General features: G+C 42.9%; 15 protein-coding genes and 5 tRNA genes. 8 read left to right on the top strand and 12 right to left on the bottom strand.

What is annotated here, in order from left to right:
* Positions 1–36: 36 nt before the first annotated feature.
* From HYI04_RS10225 to HYI04_RS10250, 6 genes are all read left to right on the top strand, one after another.
* Positions 37–3,306 (top strand): LysM peptidoglycan-binding domain-containing protein, encoded by a 3,270-nt coding sequence (locus HYI04_RS10225; protein WP_010326357.1) that lies wholly within the window; start codon positions 37–39, stop codon positions 3,304–3,306.
* A 35-nt stretch (positions 3,307–3,341) separates the two neighbouring features.
* Positions 3,342–5,183, top strand: coding sequence for an extracellular solute-binding protein (locus tag HYI04_RS10230; RefSeq protein ID WP_010326358.1), 1,842 nt, complete (start codon positions 3,342–3,344; stop codon positions 5,181–5,183).
* A 21-nt stretch (positions 5,184–5,204) separates the two neighbouring features.
* Entirely contained in the window at positions 5,205–6,266 is a 1,062-nt protein-coding gene (yejB, locus tag HYI04_RS10235; protein WP_058952083.1) for a microcin C ABC transporter permease YejB, read from the top strand.
* Positions 6,266–7,279 (top strand): ABC transporter permease, encoded by a 1,014-nt coding sequence (locus tag HYI04_RS10240; protein ID WP_010326360.1) that lies wholly within the window; start codon positions 6,266–6,268, stop codon positions 7,277–7,279. The genes yejB and HYI04_RS10240 overlap by 1 nt, the downstream gene beginning before the upstream one ends.
* Entirely contained in the window at positions 7,254–8,843 is a 1,590-nt protein-coding gene (locus HYI04_RS10245) for an ABC transporter ATP-binding protein (RefSeq protein ID WP_010326361.1), read from the top strand. The genes HYI04_RS10240 and HYI04_RS10245 overlap by 26 nt, the downstream gene beginning before the upstream one ends.
* Positions 8,844–8,961: 118 nt before the next feature.
* Positions 8,962–10,206 carry an NADH:flavin oxidoreductase/NADH oxidase family protein gene (locus HYI04_RS10250; protein ID WP_010326362.1) on the top strand — a complete coding sequence of 415 codons (1,245 nt, stop codon included), beginning with the start codon at positions 8,962–8,964 and terminating at the stop codon, positions 10,204–10,206.
* 8 nt (positions 10,207–10,214) lie between these two features.
* Here HYI04_RS10250 and HYI04_RS10255 read toward each other — a convergent pair whose 3' ends face one another.
* Complete coding sequence (locus HYI04_RS10255) at positions 10,215–10,880, bottom strand: glutathione binding-like protein (protein ID WP_010326363.1); 666 nt, start codon at positions 10,878–10,880, stop codon at positions 10,215–10,217.
* A 61-nt stretch (positions 10,881–10,941) separates the two neighbouring features.
* Here HYI04_RS10255 and HYI04_RS10260 point away from each other — a divergent pair, with 61 nt between their 5' ends.
* Positions 10,942–11,550, top strand: a complete 609-nt coding sequence (locus HYI04_RS10260) for a YiiX family permuted papain-like enzyme (RefSeq protein ID WP_010326364.1) — start codon at positions 10,942–10,944, stop codon at positions 11,548–11,550.
* Positions 11,551–11,627: 77 nt separating this feature from the next.
* Here HYI04_RS10260 and HYI04_RS10265 read toward each other — a convergent pair.
* From HYI04_RS10265 to pyrC, 10 genes are all read right to left on the bottom strand, one after another.
* Positions 11,628–11,703 (bottom strand) — tRNA-Glu (locus tag HYI04_RS10265).
* 47 nt (positions 11,704–11,750) lie between these two features.
* Positions 11,751–11,826, bottom strand: a tRNA-Glu gene (locus tag HYI04_RS10270).
* 24 nt (positions 11,827–11,850) lie between these two features.
* Positions 11,851–11,926: transfer RNA gene (locus HYI04_RS10275), tRNA-Glu, on the bottom strand.
* Between the two features lie 132 nt (positions 11,927–12,058).
* Positions 12,059–12,964 carry an alpha/beta hydrolase gene (locus HYI04_RS10280; RefSeq protein WP_058952526.1) on the bottom strand — a complete coding sequence of 302 codons (906 nt, stop codon included), beginning with the start codon at positions 12,962–12,964 and terminating at the stop codon, positions 12,059–12,061.
* A gap of 80 nt (positions 12,965–13,044) precedes the next feature.
* Positions 13,045–14,457 carry an amino acid permease gene (locus HYI04_RS10285; RefSeq protein ID WP_058952081.1) on the bottom strand — a complete coding sequence of 471 codons (1,413 nt, stop codon included), beginning with the start codon at positions 14,455–14,457 and terminating at the stop codon, positions 13,045–13,047.
* A 109-nt stretch (positions 14,458–14,566) separates the two neighbouring features.
* Positions 14,567–14,642: transfer RNA gene (locus tag HYI04_RS10290), tRNA-Glu, on the bottom strand.
* A gap of 175 nt (positions 14,643–14,817) precedes the next feature.
* Positions 14,818–16,248 carry an amino acid permease gene (locus tag HYI04_RS10295; RefSeq protein WP_010326366.1) on the bottom strand — a complete coding sequence of 477 codons (1,431 nt, stop codon included), beginning with the start codon at positions 16,246–16,248 and terminating at the stop codon, positions 14,818–14,820.
* 409 nt (positions 16,249–16,657) lie between these two features.
* Positions 16,658–16,733, bottom strand: a tRNA-Glu gene (locus tag HYI04_RS10300).
* A gap of 20 nt (positions 16,734–16,753) precedes the next feature.
* A complete protein-coding gene (gene rnt, locus HYI04_RS10305; protein ID WP_010326367.1) occupies positions 16,754–17,413 on the bottom strand; it encodes a ribonuclease T in 660 nt (219 codons plus the stop codon).
* A complete protein-coding gene (pyrC, locus tag HYI04_RS10310) occupies positions 17,398–18,432 on the bottom strand; it encodes a dihydroorotase (protein ID WP_010326368.1) in 1,035 nt (344 codons plus the stop codon). Before pyrC ends, rnt begins: the two co-directional genes overlap by 16 nt.
* 151 nt (positions 18,433–18,583) lie before the next feature.
* On the opposite strand from pyrC, the gene HYI04_RS10315 reads away from it, so the two are divergent.
* On the top strand, positions 18,584–19,846 hold the full coding sequence (locus HYI04_RS10315; protein ID WP_010326369.1) for a GGDEF domain-containing protein: 1,263 nt from the start codon (positions 18,584–18,586) through the stop codon (positions 19,844–19,846).
* A 56-nt stretch (positions 19,847–19,902) separates the two neighbouring features.
* On the opposite strand, the gene argG is transcribed toward HYI04_RS10315, so the two are convergent.
* Positions 19,903–21,246, bottom strand: a complete 1,344-nt coding sequence (argG, locus tag HYI04_RS10320) for an argininosuccinate synthase (RefSeq protein ID WP_004694013.1) — start codon at positions 21,244–21,246, stop codon at positions 19,903–19,905.
* Between the last annotated feature and the right edge of the window lie 369 nt (positions 21,247–21,615).

Below are 21,615 nucleotides of genomic sequence, written 5' to 3' on the forward strand. Positions count from 1 at the left end.
AAAAATAAATTTTATACGAGTTGTTTGGATTTTCTTATGTATAAGTCAGCTGCCATTTTTGGCCAACCGATGTTACCGACATTATTTAAAATTACAGTACTCGGTTCAGCTCTCGCGACACTTGGACTGGCTGGTTGCTCCTCGACGCAAAGTGCAACGCAAACATCTAAATCCAAACAAGTCGGATCAAACTACTTAGACGCAAATAGTCTAGATTCTTTAGAAGATTTACTTTCTGCAACCGACATGCGTGCGGTGGAAGGGGATCGCCTGTTGGTGTTAAAGCACGGTGACGTTTGGAAGCGTATGACCGTGGGCTTTAAAATGAACAGCGATCATTGGAATCCGCGTATTGATGCACAGCGCGGGTGGTTCATTTCACGTCAACCGTATTTGGATCGTTTAAGTGCACGTGCTTCACGTTATTTGTATCACACCGTTAAAGAAGCCGAGCGTCGCGGATTACCAACAGAGTTGGCTCTTCTGCCTGTGATTGAAAGTTCGTACGATCCTGCTGCAACCAGTAGTGCTGCGGCTGCCGGCTTATGGCAGTTTATTCCAAGTACGGGACGTATTTATGGCTTAAAACAAAGTAGCCAATATGACGGACGCCGTGATGTGGTGGAGTCAACACGGGCTGCGTATGAGTTCTTGGGCAGTTTATATAACCAGTTCGGTTCGTGGGAACTTGCCCTAGCAGCTTATAATGCAGGTCCGGGCCGTATTCAACAAGCGATTAACCGTAATAAAGCCGCAGGTTTGCCGACGGACTATTGGTCATTAAAACTGCCTGAAGAAACCATGAACTATGTGCCACGTTTCTTGGCGGTTGCGCAGATCATTAAAAATCCAAATGCCTATAACATCAATTTACCGCCGATTGCCAATCGTCCGCACTTTAGAGAAGTCACTGTGGGCGCGGTGAGTCTAAATGAAGTTGCGTCGATTACCGGTTTAAGTCGTGCCGAGCTGTATCAGTTAAATCCGGGACACCGTGGTGAATGGATTGATGGTGCAAGTCCAATGCGGATTTTAATTCCTGCGGATTTGAGCCCTTCAGTGGATGTACGTTTGAAAAAATTACAGGGTGGTTCAGGCGGCTTGTGGGCATCTGCAAATACCAAACTGCCTGAAAATAACCAAACGATTCAACCAAGCAAAATTGAATCACCGAGGTTAAATACCAAAGCGATCACACCGTCGAAAACTACACCACCTGTTTTAGCGACGACAACCACAAAAACCACAACAGGAAAGCCTACCACTTCATCTGTGGTTACGTCGTCAAGCGGTGCAGCTATCTCTACGCCGCCTCGTGGTTCAACGCCTAAGGGTTCTAATGCACTGGCTGCTTTTGCTGCCAATAGCGATATTCCAAGTGCGCCGCGTATTCCAGTTGCGGTGACGCCAGCGACCCCAGTGAAACCAGTTTCCGTTGAACCACTAATTTCAGTAGCAGAACGTGAGCAGTTAACCGCGGCAATTCAAGCTGAAGGTCAAAGCAAAACTGTCGATGAAGTTCTGAAACCAGTTGCGACGAAAGCAGAGCAAGCTGAAGTGGTAGCTGAAATTCAAGCTTTGGCCCCTCAAGGCACAGAAATTGTGGATCCTTTAGATGGTAAAATTAAGCTCACCGCAATTCAAACCAGTCAGTCTGTGGCAGAGCTGCAAGGTAAAGAGTTAACCAAAGGTTTTGCTTATCCAAAATCTGTGGCTGACAATACTCGTTTAGATTCAGATGAAGTGAAGCGTAATCAAGGCAAAAATTTTGTTAAGACTGACTCTGAAATTGTAATTGTTCCGCCAAAAGGTAAACGTTCAACTTATACCGTACAACCGGGTGATACTTTGGCGCTGATTGCTGCCAAAAATGGGGTGAACTGGCGTGATGTGGCGAAGTGGAACCAAATGGATGCCAATGCCACACTTTATGTCGGTACATCGATTTATTTATATGATGCAAAGCCACAAGCTGAAAAAGTAGAAGTACGTTCTACCGTGAAAGCTGAGACTAAACCTGAGAGTTATACTGTTCGTGCCAATGATACCTTAACCGGTATCGCGGATGAGTTCGGTTTAAGCTTAAAACAGTTGGCTGATTATAACGGTTTAAGCGTAACGAGTGGTGTACGTGTGGGGCAAAAGCTTTCTTTAAAAGAAACAGCTCAATCCCGTACTAAATCCAACGATGAAAAAACTAGCAGCCCAACCAAAGTGGCAACCCAGTCGTATACGGTGAAACGTGGCGAATATCTGAAACTGATTGCAGACCGCTATGCGCTGTCAAATCAAGAATTGGCAGATTTAACACCAGGTTTAAATGCGGGCAGCAACCTGTTGGTGGGACAAAAAATTAATGTGCCACTCAATGATGTCAAAAGCTTAACGACAAGTAGTGCCAAAGCATTTCCAGTCAAAGCTGAGCCACAGTTCAAAGTTGAAAGTTATAAAGTACAACGTGGTGACACATTATATAGCATTGCATCACAGTCGAAGATGAGCTTGTCGGAGTTGGCTGATCTCAATAATCTGTCAACCAATAGCGGTTTACAAGTGGGTCAAAGTATTAAGATCCCTGCGGGTTCAACTGTGCCAGATACTTATACCGTTCAGTCAGGAGATTCGTTAACTGCGATTGCTTCGAAATATAATTTGGGTATGGATTATATTGCTGACCTCAACAACATGAGTCGTACAGCAGGCTTACGTGCAGGTCAAAAACTCAAATTAACCGGTGAAGTGCCTGCTGTTGAAACGCCGAAAACAGTCGAAAAACAAACCACTGCAAGTAATAACTCAACCGATATTCACGTTGTGAAATCGGGTGAAACCCTAAATAGCATTGCACGTAAATATCATTTGCAACTGAACTATTTGGCTGAATTGAACAACCTGAGTCGGACGGCGAATGTTCGTGTCGGTCAGCGTTTGAAAATTGAAGGTGATGTTGATTCAGCTCCAGTCAAAACAGAAACTGTGGCAGCAAAATCACAAGCAACTTCAGGTCGAGCAACTGAAGCTTATAAAGTGAAGTCAGGCGAGTCGTTAAACTCAATTGCAAGCCGTGCTGGGATGTCGGTGTCAGAGCTTGCTAGTTTAAATAACCTGAGTGCACGTGCAGGCTTACAAGTTGGGCAGACCATTCAAATCCCGAAACTGATTACGCAGTACACAGTAAAACGTGGCGATACCTTAATTGGACTGGCAAGTCGTTATGGTATGGACACTTCGCAATTGGCTGAGCTCAATGACATTAAACCGAATACGCAGTTGCGCATTGGCGATGTAATTAAGGTGCCGAACTAATATTGAGTTGAAATGCAATTTCAGAGAAAGCTTCGATGACGGTTAGAACAACACTCTTGCTGTTCAGCCTTGTAACGATTCCTTTAAAGGCATGGTCTGCACTGCAGACCATGCCTTTTATTGCACCTTATGGTACGCCGAAATACAGCCAATTGGATCATCTGCCTTATGCCAATGTGCAGGCACCGAAGGGTGGCGAATTAACACGTGCAGTCATTGGGAGTTTTGATAACTTAAACAGCATGAATGGTCGCGGTACTGCGGTTGAGGGAACCAACTATTTATTTGACTCACTTATGAGTAGTTCTTTGGATGAGCCTGCGGTGATGTATCCGTTGCTGGCAGAAAAGGTCAGCTATGACCCGAAAAATTTTAACGCTATCATTTTTCATTTAAACCCTAACGCACGGTTTAGTGATGGCAGTCTTGTTACCGCAGCCGATGTAAAGTTCAGTTTTGATATCTTTCAAAGCAAATCCAATTTTGGCTTACAGATGTATTTGTCAGATTTAGCCAAGACAGAAGTGTTGTCCAAATACAGCGTCAAAATGCATTTTAAAACCCGGAATAATGTGGAAATGCCTTTGATTGTGGCCAGAATGCCAATTTATTCCAAAAAAGACTGGCAAGGCAAAGATTTTAGTAAAACTTCGATCAAACCGATTTTAGGATCAGGCCCTTATCTCTTAGAGAAAATCAATGCAGGGCAGAGGGTTGTTTATAAACGTAATCCAAAGTATTGGGCCAGAGATTTAAAGGCCAACCAAGGGCGCTATAATTTTAACCGCGTGAGTTATGTGTATTATCGTAGCAAAGATATTGCTTTTACTGCATTTAAGGCGGGTTTATATACCTTGCATGAGGAAGAGTCCGCACGACAATGGGTGACTGCTTATAATTTTCCTGCAGTAAAACAAGGTCTCGTTAAAAAATATCGCTTTAAGCATTTCAATCCGATACCGACGCAAAGTTTTGTGTTTAATACCCGTCGTCAGCCCTTTCAAGATATTTATTTTCGCCAAGCTTTAACTTATGCCTACGACTTTGAGTGGCAAAACAAAGCGATGTTCTATGGGCAATATCAACGCTTGCAAAGTTATTTTTCTAATAGTGAACTAGAGGCGAAGGGTGTGCCTTCGGCTGCTGAAATCAAAATCTTAAAGCCTTATTTGGCGAAATTGCATCCCGTACAGCGAGATGGCGTTTTAAAGAACTGGCGTTATTCAGCTTCAGATGGATCGGGCTATAATCGAAATAATTTGCTTATCGCACGACAGATTTTATTAAAAAACGGCTATAGATATAATGCCAAAGGGCAATTGTTGGATCGGAAAAATAAGCCGATTCAGTTTGAATTTCTGATTCAGCCGAGTGATGCTGTACGTGAAATTACGCCTTTTGTTCGCCATCTAAAGCGCCTAGGAATACAGCTGAACATTCGACAGGTTGATACACCGCAGTACTATGAGCGGATGCGTACTCAAGATTTTGATATGACCCTACAAACGATGCCGCAGTCTTTGACACCGGGTAAAGAACAGGTGCAACTGTGGGGCAGTGCTTCAGCCCATCAGGTGGGAAATTATAATTATTCGGGTATTCAAAATCCGGTGATTGATCAGATGATTCAACAGTTGATTCAAGCGCCTGATCGTAAGCAAGTGGTCGTGCAAACGCGTATTTTAGATCGCTTGTTGCGTGCAGGTTATTATCAAATACCGACCTATGGTAAAGCGGATCAATGGTATGCCTATTGGAACATGTATCAAAAACCAGCACGGAGTCCACAGTTGCATGTCGGTTTGGATTATTGGTGGAGTGATGCCAAACAGGCGAAAAAGGTGAGTCAGTACTTAGGTCAGGCAGCCAAGCCATAAGCTGGCATAGGGGGTTTTGAGATGCGTATGTATATATTCAAAAGGCTGTTGCTGATCGTTCCGACCTTATTTCTGATTTTGCTGATCAATTTTGCTGTGATCCAAATTGCACCTGGTGGGCCTGTTGAGCAAGCCATTCAACAAGCGGAAGCTATGCAAACTTTGGGTAATTTGGGCGGTGCAGGTGGAGGCTCAAATGTCTACCAAGGCGCGCAAGGACTAAGTGATGAAATGCTCGCAAAGATCAAAGCACATTATGGTTTTGATCAGCCCATGCATATACGCTTCTTTGAAATGGTGAAAAATTACGCGCAACTGGACTTCGGCACGAGCTTTTTTAAAGACCAGCCCGTTACAGCATTGATTAAGGATAAATTACCTGTATCGCTGTCCTTGGGGCTGTGGAGTGCTTTGCTGATTTATCTGATTTCGATTCCTTTGGGCATTAAAAAAGCCCGATTCCACGGCACAGTGTTTGATCAGTCTACATCGCTCCTGTTGGCAGTGGCTTATGCGGTTCCTGCGTTTATTTTTGCAATTCTCTTGATTGTCTTTTTTGCAGGCGGATCTTACTTCCAATGGTTCCCCTTACAAGGTTTGGTTTCGGAGAATTTTGCGGACTTGTCACTATGGGGCAAAATTAAAGATTATTTCTGGCATATGGCTTTACCGCTTTTAGCGATGGTGATTGGTGGTTTTGCTACAGTGACTTATCTCACCAAGTATTCGTTTATGGAAGAGCTCAGCAAGCCTTATGTGCTGACGGCACGGTCTAAAGGCCTGACTGAGTCTCAAGTGTTGTATGGTCATGTGTTTCGTAATGCGATATTAATTGTGGTGGCAGGCTTACCTGAAGCTTTAATCGCTTACTTCTTTGTGGGCAATTTATTTATAGAGATCATATTTAATCTGGATGGTTTAGGCCTATTGGGCTTTGAGGCGATTGTGCAACGAGACTATCCTGTGATTTTTGGCACATTGTTCATTTTTACTTTGTTGGGCTTGCTGCTGCGTCTGATTGGCGATGTGTTGTATCAGTTGATTGATCCGCGAATTCATTTTGATTCGCAAGGGAGAGGCTGATGTCACCTATTTTACAGGCAGGTTTCAAGCGATTTAAGCAAAATAAGCTTGGTCTTAGTTGTTGTATTTTATTTCTTTGTATTTTTGTACTGTCTTTAGCTGCAGAATTGATCGCGAATGATAAGCCGCTGTTGGTTAAGTATGATCATGCTTTGTATTTCCCTGTATTGAAACACCATCCTGAAACGACTTTTGGCGGTGTGTTCGAAACTGAAACTGAATATAAAGATCCAGTGGTACAACAGCTGATTCAAGCAAAAGGTTGGGTTGTTTGGCCGTTGATCCAATATTCATATCAAACTCCCAATGTAGATTTGACTGTCCCTGTACCGTCACCACCCACGATGCAAAATTGGCTCGGGACAGATGACCAAGGTCGTGATGTTTTGGCACGAATATTATATGGCTTACGTGTCTCATTGTTGTTCGGTTTTGTTTTGACTTTCAGCTCAGCTGTACTGGGCATTGTGATTGGTGCACTACAAGGTTATTACGGTGGTTGGGTCGATTTAATCGGACAGCGTATTTTAGAAGTGTGGGGTGGGCTACCCATGCTATTCATGGTGATGATTTTAGTCAGCATGTTCAGCCCAAATATCTACTGGTTATTTTTAATCATGCTGTTATTTAGTTGGACGATTTTAGTTCCACTGGTACGTGCTGAGTTTTTAAGGGCCCGCCAGTTGGACTATGTCCGTGCTGCGCGAAGTTTAGGTGTCACCAACCGAGCTATTATTTTTCGGCATATTTTACCTAACGCAATCAGCTCGAGTCTGTCACAACTGCCTTTTATCTTAACAGCCAATATTACAGCGCTAACCGCACTGGATTTCTTGGGCTATGGCCTACCGCCTGATGCGGCATCATTAGGTGAGCTTTTGTTACAAGGCAAGAATAATTTAAATGCACCATGGTTAGCTCTGTCTGGCTTTTTTAGCTTGGCTATTGTGCTTGCGTTGCTGATGTATATCGGGGAGGCTTTGCGCGATGCATTTGACCCTAGACGCCAATAGAACAGCTCCGATACTTGAAGTGAATGCCCTGAGCATTCACAGTTCAGAACGGGTATTAGTCGATCAGCTCAGTTTTGAACTACGTGCTGGGCAGACTTTGGCGCTGGTTGGAGAGAGCGGTTCAGGAAAATCGGTCAGTGCTTTAGCCTTGATGGGTTTATTGCCGAAAGATTTACAAGTGCAAGGCTCACTATTATTAGACAGAAAAAATCTCTTAAAGCTGAGCGATGCGCAACTTAGGCCGATTCGTGGGCAAAAAATCGCGATGGTTTTTCAAGAGCCAATGACCGCTTTAAATTCTTTGCATCGGGTGGAAAAGATCATTGCCGAGACTTTATGGTCACAGGGTTGGTCGAAAGCTCAAGCGCGACAACGAGTAATTACCTTGCTAGAGGATGTGGGTATTCCAAATCCTGAAAGTGTGTTACAGCGTTTTCCTTATGAGTTGTCTGGCGGGCAGCGTCAGCGGGTCATGATTGCCATGGCACTGGTGCAAGAGCCTGATATTTTGATTGCAGATGAACCCACCACAGCACTAGACGTCATGCTGCAAGTTCAAATTTTAGACTTGCTGAAGTCTTTACAACAGCGCCATAACATGGCCATGATTTTGATTAGCCATGACCTCAACTTGGTGAAACACTATGCTGATGATGTCGTGGTCATCCATCAAGGTAAGGTTGTAGAGCAAGGAGAGGTTGCGCAGATTTTTGAGCAGTCGCAGTCTACTTATACTCAAAACCTACTCAATCATTCTTTTGGTCAAGCCATTAACGTACAAGATGCAGCATCTTTGCTCCGCTTAAAACAACTTGAGGTTAAATTTCCGATTAAAAAAGGCTGGTTTAATCGCACGACACAGTATCTTGCTGCGGTTGAAGCTTTGGACTTGAGCTTGGCTCAAGGGCATTCTTTGGGAATTGTTGGGGAAAGTGGTGCAGGCAAAAGTTCTTTGGCACTGGCCGTAGCAAGGCTGATTGAAAGTCGAGGAAAGATCCAGTTTGGAGAACATGATTTAAACCAACTCTCGCAAAAGGCATTGCGTCCGCTACGTCGTGATTTTCAAATCGTGTTTCAAGACCCGTTCGCAAGTTTGAACCCACGCATGAGTGTTGAACAGATCATTGCAGAAGGTTTGACTTTAAAGCCTTTGTCTTTGTTTGAGCGAACACAGCGTATTGAGAATGTCTTAACTCAGGTGGAGTTGCCAGTCGCATTTAAAAGCTATTATCCACATGAGCTATCTGGTGGGCAAAGGCAGCGTGTGGCTTTGGCACGAGCCTTGGTGCTTCAACCTAAACTATTGATTTTAGATGAACCAACTTCGGCCTTAGACCGAAGTACGCAGCGTTCGATTGTGGCGTTATTACGCCGTCTACAACACGAGCAGGGTATCAGCTATTTGTTTATTGGCCATGACTTACAAGTGGTACGTGCACTCTGCCAACAGGTTTTGGTTTTGCGACATGCCAAAGTAGTGGAATTGCAAGCCACTGAACAACTTTTTGAGCAACCGCAGTCTGACTATACGCGTCAATTGATTCAAGCCAGTCAGTATCAGTAAAATCATTTTCTAAATAAAAGATCAGAAATTTTGACAAAATGAATTGTCAAATTCTCTTGACTGTAGCCAAAAAACACATAGAGTAAAAACACTAAAAAATATTAAAGGATGAATTTTCATGAGCCAGCTTGCAAGCGCAATCGACATTGGGCAGGTCCATTTTAAAAATAAGATGATTAAAGGGGCAATGAGTGAAGCACTGGCCAATCATGCTGGCCAGCCGAATCATTTGCACTTAGGCTTGTATGAGGCTTGGGCAAAAGGAGGCCTAGGCTGTGCCATTACAGGTAATGTGATGGTGGACTTCCGAGCTAAAAATGAACCAGGCGTGGTGGTGATTGAAACCGAACGTGACTTAGAACCACTAAAACAATGGGCTGCGATTGGTAAAAAACATGGCATGGTGCAATTGGTGCAGTTGTCACATCCGGGCCGTCAATGTCCTAAGGGTTTAAATAAGGAAACGGTTGCACCTTCAGCAGTACCGTTTAGCCCTGCTTTAGCAATGAGCTTCGGAACGCCGCGAGCGCTTCGTGAAGATGAAATCCTTGATATTATCCAACGTTTTGCAACTTCAGCCGCCATCTGTGAAAAAGCGGGTTTTGAAGGCGTGCAATTACATGGTGCGCATGGTTATCTTATCAGTCAGTTTTTATCGCCGTTGACCAATAAACGCCAAGATCAATGGGGTGGCTCTGCTGAAAACCGCATGCGTTTTTTATTGGAAATTTATAAAGCGGTACGTGCAGCGACCTCGGATCAGTTTATTATTTCTGTCAAACTTAATTCAGCAGATTTTCAGCGTGGCGGGATTAGTGAAGAAGATGTCATTGCGACATTTAAAGCTATTGATGCGGCTGGGATTGATTTGATTGAAATTTCAGGGGGCAGCTATGAAGCACCTGCGATGGCAGGGGTGAAGCAAGAAAAACGTAAAGCGTCGACCATTGCACGTGAGGCTTACTTTTTAGAGTTTGCTGAAAAAATTCGTGAACAAGTCCAGTGTAAGCTGATGGTGACAGGCGGTTTTCGTACTGCTGCGGGTATGAACGCAGCCTTAGCGAGTGGCGCGTGTGATTTTATTGGGATGGCGCGTCCATTTGCGGTAGAACCCGACGTGACCAATCGTTTAATTGCAGGGCAAGATGTACGTTATGCAGTCGATAAGATCAAAACAGGTATTTCGATGATTGATAAAATGGCGATTATGGAAGTGATCTGGTATGCCGCACAATTTAAGGATATCGCAGAAGGTAAACAACCAAATCCGAAACTGTCACCGCTCAAAGTGTTTTTTAATTATTTAAAAGGCAATGTGAAAGCCGTGATTAAGGGGCAAGTCAACTCTAGAAAGTCAGCTTAAGCATAGCCTCACTGTGTGATAGACCAATAGTGTTCAAAATAAGAAGCAGACCATTGCCCACGTGCCATTGCAGCATTAAAGGCAGGTCTGCTTTGTTTTTGGGTGAAATAGTGTTGAATAGACTGATACTGGGCAAACTGCGGAGTGGCATAACTGGCCGCATAGATTGGAAACCACATCAAGATATCCACATAACTAAACACATCGCCTGCAAAGTATGAATGCGTGCTTAAGTGGGTATCAATTTCTTTAAGTTGCCGATGTAGCTCAGGGTTTAAATAAGCACGATTGAACGCGCTTTGAAAGGCCAAACTCACAAAACGTACAAGCAAAGGTGTTTGTTGTTTAATGTGTTGGAAAACTTGTTTCAATGCCAAATTGGGCATGAGACTGGCATCGCTATAATGGCTATAAAAACAGAAGTTCCAATACTGTGTATGCTTATGAGGAATAATCAACTTCTGGCACAGTTGGCATAAGTATTCTACGATTGCGCTGCTTTCCGTAAGTCGTATCGTCTGAGTATAATGTGGAATGTCGAGCGTTGGAAATTTCAGATTCGTTTGTCTAGCTTGTGTTGCATCATACAGCTTGAGTTCATAAGATAGCTCAAGTTCCTCAAGTAGCCAAAGAATACGTTGTGAACGCGAGTTTTGAAGATGATGTAAGATCATAAATATTTTTAGTTTTAAGTGATTGATCGTATCTATAAAAGAAGAATAAAGGAAATCTAGGATGAAAAATAGAAATGTTGCGATTTTAAGTGCTGTTTTACTGTTGGTAAGTCCTCAGCTGCTATGGGCGAATATGTCCTATCAAACGGGCGATATTATTTTTCATGTTTCGAAGTCTCAGCAAAGTTTAGGGATACAAAAAGCGACCAAGTCCCGTTATAGCCATATGGGTTTAATTGTTCATAAAAATGGAAAATCATGGGTTTTAGAGGCGGTTCAGCCTGTGAAATATACTGCACTTCAGCAGTGGATTGATCGCGGGGTTGAACGGCATTATGTGGTGAAGCGCTTTAAAACGAATTTGACTGTTCAGCAAAAGCAGCACTTGATCAAGAACGCAGAACAATACTTAGGCCAGCCTTATGATCTTTATTTTGAGTGGGACAATCGTGCTTTATATTGCTCAGAAATAGTCTGGAAGGCCTATCATGATGCTTTAGGCATTGAGTTGGCGCCGTTATCCAAACTGAAGCAATTTAATTTAAGTTCGCCTGAAGTCAAGCAACTCATGCAACAGCGATATGGGAAAAACATTCCCTTGAATGAAACTGTGATTGCGCCACAGGCTATTTTTGCCTCGACCGCTTTAATTGAAGTTGATCGTAAATAGACAAGCAATAAAAAAGCCCAAGTCATAATGCTTGGGCTTTTTTGTGAGATGACTTTAGAAAGAATCAATCTCGAATATGGCGTCCCTACGGGGATTCGAACCCCGGTTACCGCCGTGAAAGGGCGATGTCCTAGGCCTCTAGACGATAGGGACAGTACAGAAGTGATGTTTTAAAACCAATTACTTTTGATCTTAAGTAATGGCGTCCCTACGGGGATTCGAACCCCGGTTACCGCCGTGAAAGGGCGATGTCCTAGGCCTCTAGACGATAGGGACTTAATAAAACTTTACTTCTGAAATTGGCGTCCCTACGGGGATTCGAACCCCGGTTACCGCCGTGAAAGGGCGATGTCCTAGGCCTCTAGACGATAGGGACGTTTCAGAGGTGGGCGTATATTAGGGCGAAAATAGAGGGGTGTCAAACGCTTTTCTCTAAATAATTCTAGTTTTAAGTGTTGAGTGCATAAATTTAAAACAATCTAGATAAAATGATTAAAAATCATATGATTTAAGCCGATTTTTTAAGCAACTTAAGCAAGTTGTTGATGAACTCGGGATGGCGTAAATAGCCTTCGATCAGATGAGGATGAGCAAGATCGGTGGTGATTTGCTTGTTGATAATGGCGGGAGTAAAAGCAAACGGTTTTTGGTTCAGTGGAAAAGCACTCAGAAAATCAGCATCTGAATAAAAATTGATCCAATCGCCACATAAAGCTGCAGGCCGTTGAATAGGTTGCTGTAAATGGCACTGGATAACGCGAAAAGCAAGTGGTGAACCGAGGGTAATTAGTGCTTGAATCTTAAGTTCAGGGTGTCGAATTAAATAATTATAGGCAATCACGCTGCCTAAAGAGTGGGCAATCACAATATTGGGTTTCGTACCGTGTAAGTGCTCATGCAGACGCGTATGCACGGTGTGGATGAAGTGTGGATTGGATAAATATAGATACGCTTCCATCAAAAAACGATGAATAAAGCTACTATGCAGCTCTGGGAAGTGGTTGATTAAACTAGCTAAGTCGCGTAAGGCCAGATCTTTGCTGAGGAGGCTGATGTATTTAATTTTATTATTGAATGAGAGTTCATCTGAAATGGTGAGCTGGGGGTTTTTAGAAATTTCAGCTTGATGTTCGATATTGGGTGCAGCGGTGTGCGTCAGGTGAATAGGATGTAAAAAAGAAAAAGGAGACCAATGTTGTGGCATGAGGGTGCTGGCATTGAGGGTGTTTTCTAAATGCTGACGTGTTAGAAGATCTCCGTAAAAGGCCAGCCGACTGTGCCGCTGAAGATAGCGAAGGTCATTTGCACGGCCAAGTTCGCTCAGTACCTGTTGTAAGATCATAAGCCAATGTTGAAGCAGGGTACGCGCAGTCTTGTGCTGCTGATTCATCCCATGAATCCATACAATATTCATCAGGCATGCACCGATGATGTACTCGATAAAAACAGTATAAAAAAAAGAGCGACCGAAGTCGCTCTTTTTAACAGTAAGGATTAAGATTTCTTGTGATAAAAGGTGTAATAACTTGCATAACATACTGCAATAAACAGCAAACAACCAAAGAAGCTAATACGCATACTTGGATCAAACACCATACTGACGCAGGTGATAAAACAGAAGATAAAGCCAAGGATTGGCACAATAGGGAACAGGGGTGCTGCAAAACCTAATTCTTCTTTTTTACGTCCTTGTTTATACCATTGGCGACGGAAGTTAAATTGGCTTAAGCAAATACTCATCCAAACGACGACCATGGTAAACGCTGCAATACCTAAAAGGTTTGTAAAAATGGCTTCAGGTGCAAACTGTTCAGACAGTAAACCCGGCATCCCCCCAATCATGGTCACGATGACTGCCACATAAGGGACACCACGTGCATTGATTTTTGAGAAGACTGCTGGCAACTGTTTTTGGTAAGACAACGACCACATCATACGCGAAGCGGCAAATAGTCCCGAGTTCGCAGCAGATAGCAACGCAGTGATAATCACAAAACGAATGATATCTTCAGCATAAGGAATGCCAATGTGTTGGAATACGGTTACAAATGGACTACTACTCACGCCTTCAGCCGCTAAACCTGCCTCTTGATGCGGAAGGAGTGAAGTCACGACCAATATGGTACCCACAAAGAAAATCAATAAGCGGAAAATCGCAGTATTGATGGCTTTGGGTACATTCTTAGCAGGATCTTTGGTTTCACCCGCAGCAACACCAATCAGCTCTGTACCAGAAAATGCAAAGTTCACGATCAACATGGTGGTAAAGATAGGGAACAAGCCTTCTGGGAACCAACCCTGAGCTGTTAAGTTGCTAAATAAAGGCGCAGCTTCATAGCCTCTGTAGCCAATCACGCCAAAAATAGCGAGTAGACCCAATAAAATAAAAATAACAACGGTGATAACTTTGACTAAAGCCAACCAAAACTCAGATTCAGCGAACCATTTGGTCGAAATCATATTTAAACTAAATACAAATGCACCAAAAATTAGAGTCCACATCCACATTGAACTATCTGGAAACCACTCCTGCATGAGCAGTGCGGCAGCTGTAAACTCGGTTCCTAGCGTGACTGACCACGTTAGCCAGTACAGCCATGTGATGGTATAACCTGTACCTGGTCCGATATAGCGTTTGGCATAGGCGCCAAATGAGCCAGACTCAGGCATATGAACAGCAAGTTCCCCTAAACACAGCATGACCATATATGCAATGATCCCGCCGAGGAAATAAGAAATAATGGCACCTACAGGCCCCGTTTGTGCAATGACTTCACCCGATCCTAAAAATAGGCCAGTCCCGATTGCGCCACCAAGCGAAATCATAACCAGATGTCGAGTACTCATAGCGCGTTTTAAAGGCGCAGAATTGCCCTGATGCGAAGCATCATTCGGAGATGAGTGCATAAGCGTTAATAAGTTCAGGAATGAAGCGGGCTATTGTAGTGAAAAACTGCAAATCTGCAATGAAATAATAGTAATTATGAATAAGTGTTGATCGGATAAGATCAAGAGATGGCGTCCCTACGGGGATTCGAACCCCGGTTACCGCCGTGAAAGGGCGATGTCCTAGGCCTCTAGACGATAGGGACGTTGTGAGGTGATGCGTATATTAAGGATTAAAGGCCTATTTGTCAAAAGGGTTTTTGCTCTGTGATGGTTGAAAGTTCAAACATTAGGCAAAACAAGTAATTAAATTGAATGAATTTTTTATTGTTGCAAAAGTGAGCTCAAAAAATAAGCTTGAGCTCACTTTGCTGAAGATGCTTAGTTTTTATTGTGATAGAGCCAATAGTAACTGGTATAGCAAGCGGCCATAAAGAGCAAGCAGCCAATAAAACCTGAAAGCATTTCAGGGTCTGCCGCCATACTTAAACCTGTCGCAGTACAGCAGATAAAGCCTAGGATCGGAACCAACGGATACCACGGGGTACGGAATTTCAATTCCGATAAAGCATGACCTTGCTTTAACCATTGGCGACGGAAGTTAAACTGACTCCAGCAAATACTCATCCAGACAATCACCATAGTGAATGCTGCAACACCCATCAAGTTCTTAAAAATGACATCTGCACCAAACTGCTCAGAGAGCAAGCCTGGTAAGCCACCAATCATGGTGACCCAAATGGCAATATAAGGCACCCCAGATTTACTTACTTTGGCAAAAAGCTTGGGGAGTTGGTTTTGTGAGGACAGGGCCCACATCATACGAGATGCAGCATATAAGCCTGAGTTTGCGGTTGATAATAATGCCGTGATAATCACAAAACGGATAAAATCTTCGGCGTAAGGAATACCCATCTGGGTAAATACAGTCACAAACGGGCTGCTGCTTAAGCCGCCATGTCCACCTACTTGCAAACCTGTGTTTGTGTAGCTAAGTAGCGAACTGATGACAATGATGGTACCAACAAAGAAAATAATCAGGCGCCAAACCGCGGCATGAATGGCTTTGGGTACATTTTTTTCTGGGTTTTCAGTTTCACCTGCGGCAATACCAATCATTTCTGTGCCATTAAAGGCAAAGTTCACAATTAATAAGGTGGTAAACAACGGAATAAGGCCATTTGGTAGCCAGCCTTGTGCGGTTAAGCTGTTAAATAAGGGGGCAGATTCATACCCTTGAAAAGGGATAACACCGAAAATACAGGCAAAGCCTAATAGAATGAAAATAAGTACAGTTGCGACTTTAATCATGGACAGCCAAAACTCAGACTCTGCAAAAGCTCGGGTTGAACTAAGGTTTGAAATCAGGACGCCACTGGCAAAGATTAGCGTCCATAACCAGATCGACGTATGTGGGAACCATTCCTGTACCAAAATGGCTGCTGCGGTAAATTCGGTGCCAAGTGTTGCCGACCAGCCGAGCCAATACATCCACGACACCATATAACCTGTGCCAGGGCCAATATAACGTGTTGCAAAGGCACCAAATGAACCAGAAACAGGTAAATGTACTGCAAGCTCTCCAAGGCAAAGCATGACCATATATGCGATCAAACCCCCAATAATATAAGCCAGCACAGCACCGAGAGGGCCTGCCTGAGAGATCACTTCGCCTGAGCCCATGAACAGGCCTGTACCAATGGCACCACCAAGCGATAACATGATCAGGTGGCGTGTGCTCATGGCACGTTTTAATGAGGTATTTTGCAGTGAATCAGTTGACGACTGCGAAGGCGGCGTTGCAGATTGCATAGAAAATCAAAGAATGGGCTTAAAGTTATATTCTAGTTTTTAATAAGATGAAAAATCACGTGAATTGAAATTTTCTGATGAACTATCGGTATCAATTTAAAAAACAAATGCTTAAAGACTATCTTTTAGTGGTCAGGTGTTGGGTAAGAAGGGCTGTTTTCAACACTTGAGTGGATTTCTTGTGCGACAGGGTCTTGTTTAGTGTTATTGGTTCCTTGTTGGACAAACCATAGATAAAAAATAGAAGGCGATAGAATTAATAAAAAGATTAGAATTTTCTTAAGCATAACAATCAACCTTGAAAAACACAGACCATAGTATAGCGAGCGTATGGTTAAAACTGAAATGAAACATCGGTGGTCAATAGCCGATTAAATGAAAAGTGATGTGTTCTAGAAATAGAATAAGATGGCGTCCCTACGGGGATTCGAACCCCGGTTACCGCCGTGAAAGGGCGATGTCCTAGGCCTCTAGACGATAGGGACGTTGCGAGGATGGCGGTATCTTATTGATCCGCCATCAGAGTGTCAAGTAGGTGTGGTGCGAGTTTGTTCAAAATATAACAGAACAGTTCGGCGGTCTTTTGAGTATCGTATAAAGCCGAGTGGGCCTCTTTACCATCGAACTCTATCCCAGCTTGAATACATGACTTCGCAAGAACAGTCTGACCAAACATCACAGCACTTAGGGTGACGGTGTCAAATACTGAAAAACTGTGAAATGGGTTTTGATTTTTAGTACCTGTACGTGCAATCGCTGCTTGTACAAAGCCTAAATCAAAGTGGGCGTTATGACCGACCAAGACCGCATGTGTACAGTTCTGTTGGCGACGGACTTCATTGACGGCTTTAAAAATACGTTTTAATGCTGTTTTTTCGTCTTCAGCCATGGCCATGCGCATGGGATTAAAGGGATCAATACCAATAAAGTCCAGTGAACGACGGTCTAGATTTGCACCTTCAAAGGGATTGATATGCGCATGATGTGCAGGGCCCGGTACAAATTGACCTTCTTCATTATAAATAATCGGAATTGCAGCAATTTCCAATAAGGCATCGGTCTGTGCATTAAAACCTGCTGTTTCGACATCGACAACAACAGGTAGAAAACCACGGAAACGCTGACCAATTATTGGCAATGTTTCATTTGTCACACTTTTCTCCATTGAATGGTTTTACCCGCATACAGCGGAATAATCTGTTCACCATCCAAATAGTCTAAACTCTCAGGGATGACTTGGTCTTCTTTTACCAGTGTAATTGTTGAAGTATTGCGCGGTAGACCGTAGAAGTCTGCACCAAAGTGGCTGGCAAAACCTTCAAGGCGTTCAAGTTTACCCACTTGATCAAAGGCTTGAGCATAAAGTTCAATTGCCGTTGGTGCGCTGTAGCAGCCTGCACATCCACATGCATTTTCTTTGGCATTTTTAGAGTGTGGTGCACTGTCTGTGCCTAAGAAAAACTTAGGGTTGGCACTGGTCGCAACTTCGAGCAAAGTTTGCTGATGGGTTTGACGTTTTAAAATGGGTAAGCAATAGAAGTGCGGTTTAATGCCACCAACCAACATATCATTGCGGTTAAACAGTAAATGCTGCGGGGTAATGGTTGCAGCGACATTGCGGTCTTGTTCTAAAACAAAGTTGGCCGCTTCACTGGTGGTAATGTGTTCTAAAACCAATTTCAGTTTTGGAAATTGCTTTAGCAACGGAGAAAGAACTTCGTCTAAGAATCGCTTTTCACGGTCGAAAATATCGACATGATTGTGTGTGACTTCACCATGCAGCAGTAATGGAACCTGATGTTCTTCAAGTTGCTCAATAACGGCATAGACTTTACGAATGTCGCTTACACCATTGTCTGAATTGGTGGTCGCGCCAGCAGGGTAGAGTTTAATCGCATTTACAAACTCAGAGTTTTTAATTTTCTTGACTTCTTCAGGTGAAGTTGTGTCAGTAAAATACAACACCATACGTGGGTCGAAAGCATTACCTTCTGGTACGTGCGCCATGATGCGTTCACGGTACGCATTCGCTTCCTCAACCGTTTTAACAGGCGGTACGGTATTTGGCATACAAATAGCGCGTGAAAACTGTTGGGCTAAATCGGGAACCGTACGTTGTAATGCAAGACCATCACGAAGGTGAGCGTGCCAATCATCTGGCTGGAGAATCGTAATCGTATTCAAGGCGATTTCTGTCAAAGAAATAAAACAGATGATAATGCATATGCGCCAAAAATGGTAATGACAAATAAAGGCATCTTGTCTGATTATTATGATTTATCTTTGTAATTTTGTGTTATTTTTAGGCAACTACAAGAATTAAATCTGGTCTGGTATGGAATATAAATACAACCTCGCCAAACTTCAGTATGACAAAGAAAAAATGGAAGAGCTGATTACACGACACAACCGTCGCATTGGTCAGGTTTTTCCTCAGAAATTAGAACAAGAGTTTTGGCGATTAAACTTAGAGCGCGCACGTCGCAATATTAATGACTTTCTTTGGTCTGGTGTTTTGGCTTATTTTATTTTCGCCATTTTGACGATTCCGGGGGATTACTGGATTATTGAACAGTCTCACTTTAAACAAGATTTTATTCATTGCTTATTGGGGCTGCTAAATGGTGCAGTTTGTCTTTTATTTCTTTATGTTTTTTCACATTTTGTCAAGCTGAAGCCTTTTTTTGCCTATGCAGCCATGTTTGCTGTGTTTTGGGCCGTGGTCTCGACGACTTGGTTGACCATATCGGTGCATACCGAAGCTTTGCGTCATCAAGCGATGATGATCATTTGCATGATTTATGTCTTGGGGTATTTGCTGACTGGGGTAAAACCAGGATATGTTTTTATGACTGGTATGGCAGCCGCTGGGGTTTCATTTTTAGTCCTGATTTCGACTCTGGTCAAGTTTGATGCGATCGTGATGGGGCGTGTAATGTTTGGTAGCTGTTTGCTGGGGTTTATCATCAGCCGTATGATCTACGCCCGCGAGCGCATCATTTTTTTAAATATTCGTCGCGCTAAAATTAGTGAAAAAATACATCGAATACATACTTCAGAATTGCTGCATTTGAGTCAGAATGATGAGCTGACGAAGATATCAAATCGGCGTAATTTTGACGAAATGATGGATACTTATTATGAGCAATCACGTCAGGATGAAACACCCTTGTCGATTTTGTTTATTGATGTTGATTTTTTCAAAAAATATAACGACTGTTATGGTCACCAAAAGGGCGATGATGTGATTTCATCGATTGCAAAATCTATTAAAAATGCGATTCGGCATATGGATTTTGTGGCGCGTTATGGCGGCGAAGAGTTTGTGGTGTTATTACCTGAAACTGATGCACATGGCGCTTATGCGGTGGCTTCAAATATTTACCGAGCGATTGAACGTTTGGAAATTCCGCATCAAATGTCTGAAGTATCTCCATTTGTCACCATTAGTTTAGGAATTACGGTCTTTAAAGGTGAGGTGGATTTGAGTAAAGTCGAGTTGCTGGGTATCGCAGATCAGGCTTTATACCGCGCCAAGCAATTGGGGCGTAACCAGATTTATTATCAGCCCTTAACCACATCGACTTGTATAGAATGAATCGCTAAAATAAAAAAAACCGCTCTTATGAGCGGTTTTTTTGACATTCAACAAACTTATTTGTTTTTGTCTTTTAACTGTGGAACAGCAGAACCAGTACCTACAGCTAATAAACCAGTATTGGTATAAATACCAAGTTTCGCACGAGTATCTGTGATGTCCAAGTTACGCATAGTTAACTGACCAATACGGTCCATTGGCGTAAACATTGAATCGCCTTTCTCCATCGTCAAACGCTCAGCTTCATAAGTGAGGTTTTCAGACTCAGTGTTCATGATGGTGTAGTCATTACCACGACGAAGCTCTAAAGTCACAGTACCAGTGATGGCTTTGGCAACCCAACGCTGTGCAGTTTCACGAAGCATTAATGCTTGAGAGTCGAACCAACGACCTTGGTAAAGTAAACGACCTAAACGTAGACCGTTAATACGGTACTGTTCAATCGTGTCTTCGTTATGAATACCAGTAACCAAGCGCTCATAAGCAATATGTAGAAGTGCCATACCTGGTGCTTCATAAATACCGCGAGATTTTGCTTCAATAATACGGTTTTCGATTTGGTCAGACATACCTAGACCATGACGACCACCAATACGGTTGGCTTCAAGAATGAACTCAACAGGGTCTTCGATACGTTGACCATTAATTGCAACAGGGAAGCCTTCTTCAAAAGTAATCGATACTTCTTCAGCTTTAACTTCTACGTCGTCTTTCCAGAATGCAACGCCCATGATTGGGTCAACAATTTTGATCCCTGCATTGAGGTATTCAAGATCTTTTGCTTCGTGGGTCGCACCCAACATGTTTGAGTCAGTTGAATACGCTTTTTCTTTTGACATTTTGTAGTCAAAGCCGTTGTCGATCAAGAATTGCGACATTTCAGCACGGCCACCTAATTCATCAATAAACGTTTGGTCTAACCAAGGCTTATAGATTTTAAGTGCAGGGTTGGTCAACAAACCATAACGGTAGAAACGTTCAATATCGTTTCCTTTATATGTTGAACCATCACCCCAGATGTTGACATCATCTTCTTTCATTGCGGTAACAAGCATAGTCCCTGTTACTGCGCGACCCAATGGCGTCGTGTTGAAATACGGTACACCACCAGTTGAAATGTGGAACGCACCACATTGAATTGCAGCAATACCTTCAAGTGCAAGCTGTAAACGGCAGTCAACTAAGCGAGCTTTGACTGCGCCATACGCTTCCGCTTTTTTTGGAATCGCATCGTAGTCGTCTTCATCAGGCTGACCTAAGTTTGCTGTATAAGCATAAGGTTCTGCGCCTTTTTGTTTCATCCACAAAAGTGCAGCTGAAGTATCTAGACCACCAGAGAAGGCAATACCAACTTTTTTGCCAACTGGGACATTCTGCAAGATAGTTGCATTATCAGTCATTGTTAATCCTAACGATATAAATATAGGCACCGAGAATGGGTGGCCTGAAAGAATACATATGTCCGCGATTGTAGCACTTTTCCAAATGGTTTTTCTAAAAAATCATAGGGCTTTAAAAATATTAAGGCTCATGTGCATATCGATACTGTTGAAAAAAATCTGGATAAAATCGGTTTCTATATTGTGTGCTCAATTTTTGTCTTTTTAGAAGATGTTTAGGCTGTAAATTAATCAAAAAAGTGGGGAGGTTGGTTTGGTTTTAAATTGGTATTACCAATATTGTGTGATTTTTCCATTTTTTGAGTATTAAGCTGGATTTAAGTTCGGTGATTATTTTTTATATTATTAGACTAAAGTCTAAAATTAGCA

Source organism: Acinetobacter sp. SwsAc2, from assembly GCF_013391465.1.
GTDB classification, from domain to species: domain Bacteria; phylum Pseudomonadota; class Gammaproteobacteria; order Pseudomonadales; family Moraxellaceae; genus Acinetobacter; species Acinetobacter johnsonii.

Coding starts and splice junctions, on each gene's coding strand:
- HYI04_RS10230 (WP_010326358.1), top strand. CDS start 3,342: ATGACGGTTAGAACAACACTCTTGCTGTTCAGCCTTGTAACGATTCCT.
- yejB (WP_058952083.1), top strand. CDS start 5,205: ATGCGTATGTATATATTCAAAAGGCTGTTGCTGATCGTTCCGACCTTA.
- HYI04_RS10225 (WP_010326357.1), top strand. CDS start 37: ATGTATAAGTCAGCTGCCATTTTTGGCCAACCGATGTTACCGACATTA.
- HYI04_RS10250 (WP_010326362.1), top strand. CDS start 8,962: ATGAGCCAGCTTGCAAGCGCAATCGACATTGGGCAGGTCCATTTTAAA.
- HYI04_RS10260 (WP_010326364.1), top strand. CDS start 10,942: ATGAAAAATAGAAATGTTGCGATTTTAAGTGCTGTTTTACTGTTGGTA.
- rnt (WP_010326367.1), bottom strand. CDS start 17,413: ATGGAGAAAAGTGTGACAAATGAAACATTGCCAATAATTGGTCAGCGT.
- HYI04_RS10245 (WP_010326361.1), top strand. CDS start 7,254: ATGCATTTGACCCTAGACGCCAATAGAACAGCTCCGATACTTGAAGTG.
- argG (WP_004694013.1), bottom strand. CDS start 21,246: ATGACTGATAATGCAACTATCTTGCAGAATGTCCCAGTTGGCAAAAAA.
- HYI04_RS10255 (WP_010326363.1), bottom strand. CDS start 10,880: ATGATCTTACATCATCTTCAAAACTCGCGTTCACAACGTATTCTTTGG.
- HYI04_RS10285 (WP_058952081.1), bottom strand. CDS start 14,457: ATGCACTCATCTCCGAATGATGCTTCGCATCAGGGCAATTCTGCGCCT.
- HYI04_RS10240 (WP_010326360.1), top strand. CDS start 6,266: ATGTCACCTATTTTACAGGCAGGTTTCAAGCGATTTAAGCAAAATAAG.
- HYI04_RS10295 (WP_010326366.1), bottom strand. CDS start 16,248: ATGCAATCTGCAACGCCGCCTTCGCAGTCGTCAACTGATTCACTGCAA.
- HYI04_RS10280 (WP_058952526.1), bottom strand. CDS start 12,964: ATGAATATTGTATGGATTCATGGGATGAATCAGCAGCACAAGACTGCG.
- HYI04_RS10315 (WP_010326369.1), top strand. CDS start 18,584: ATGGAATATAAATACAACCTCGCCAAACTTCAGTATGACAAAGAAAAA.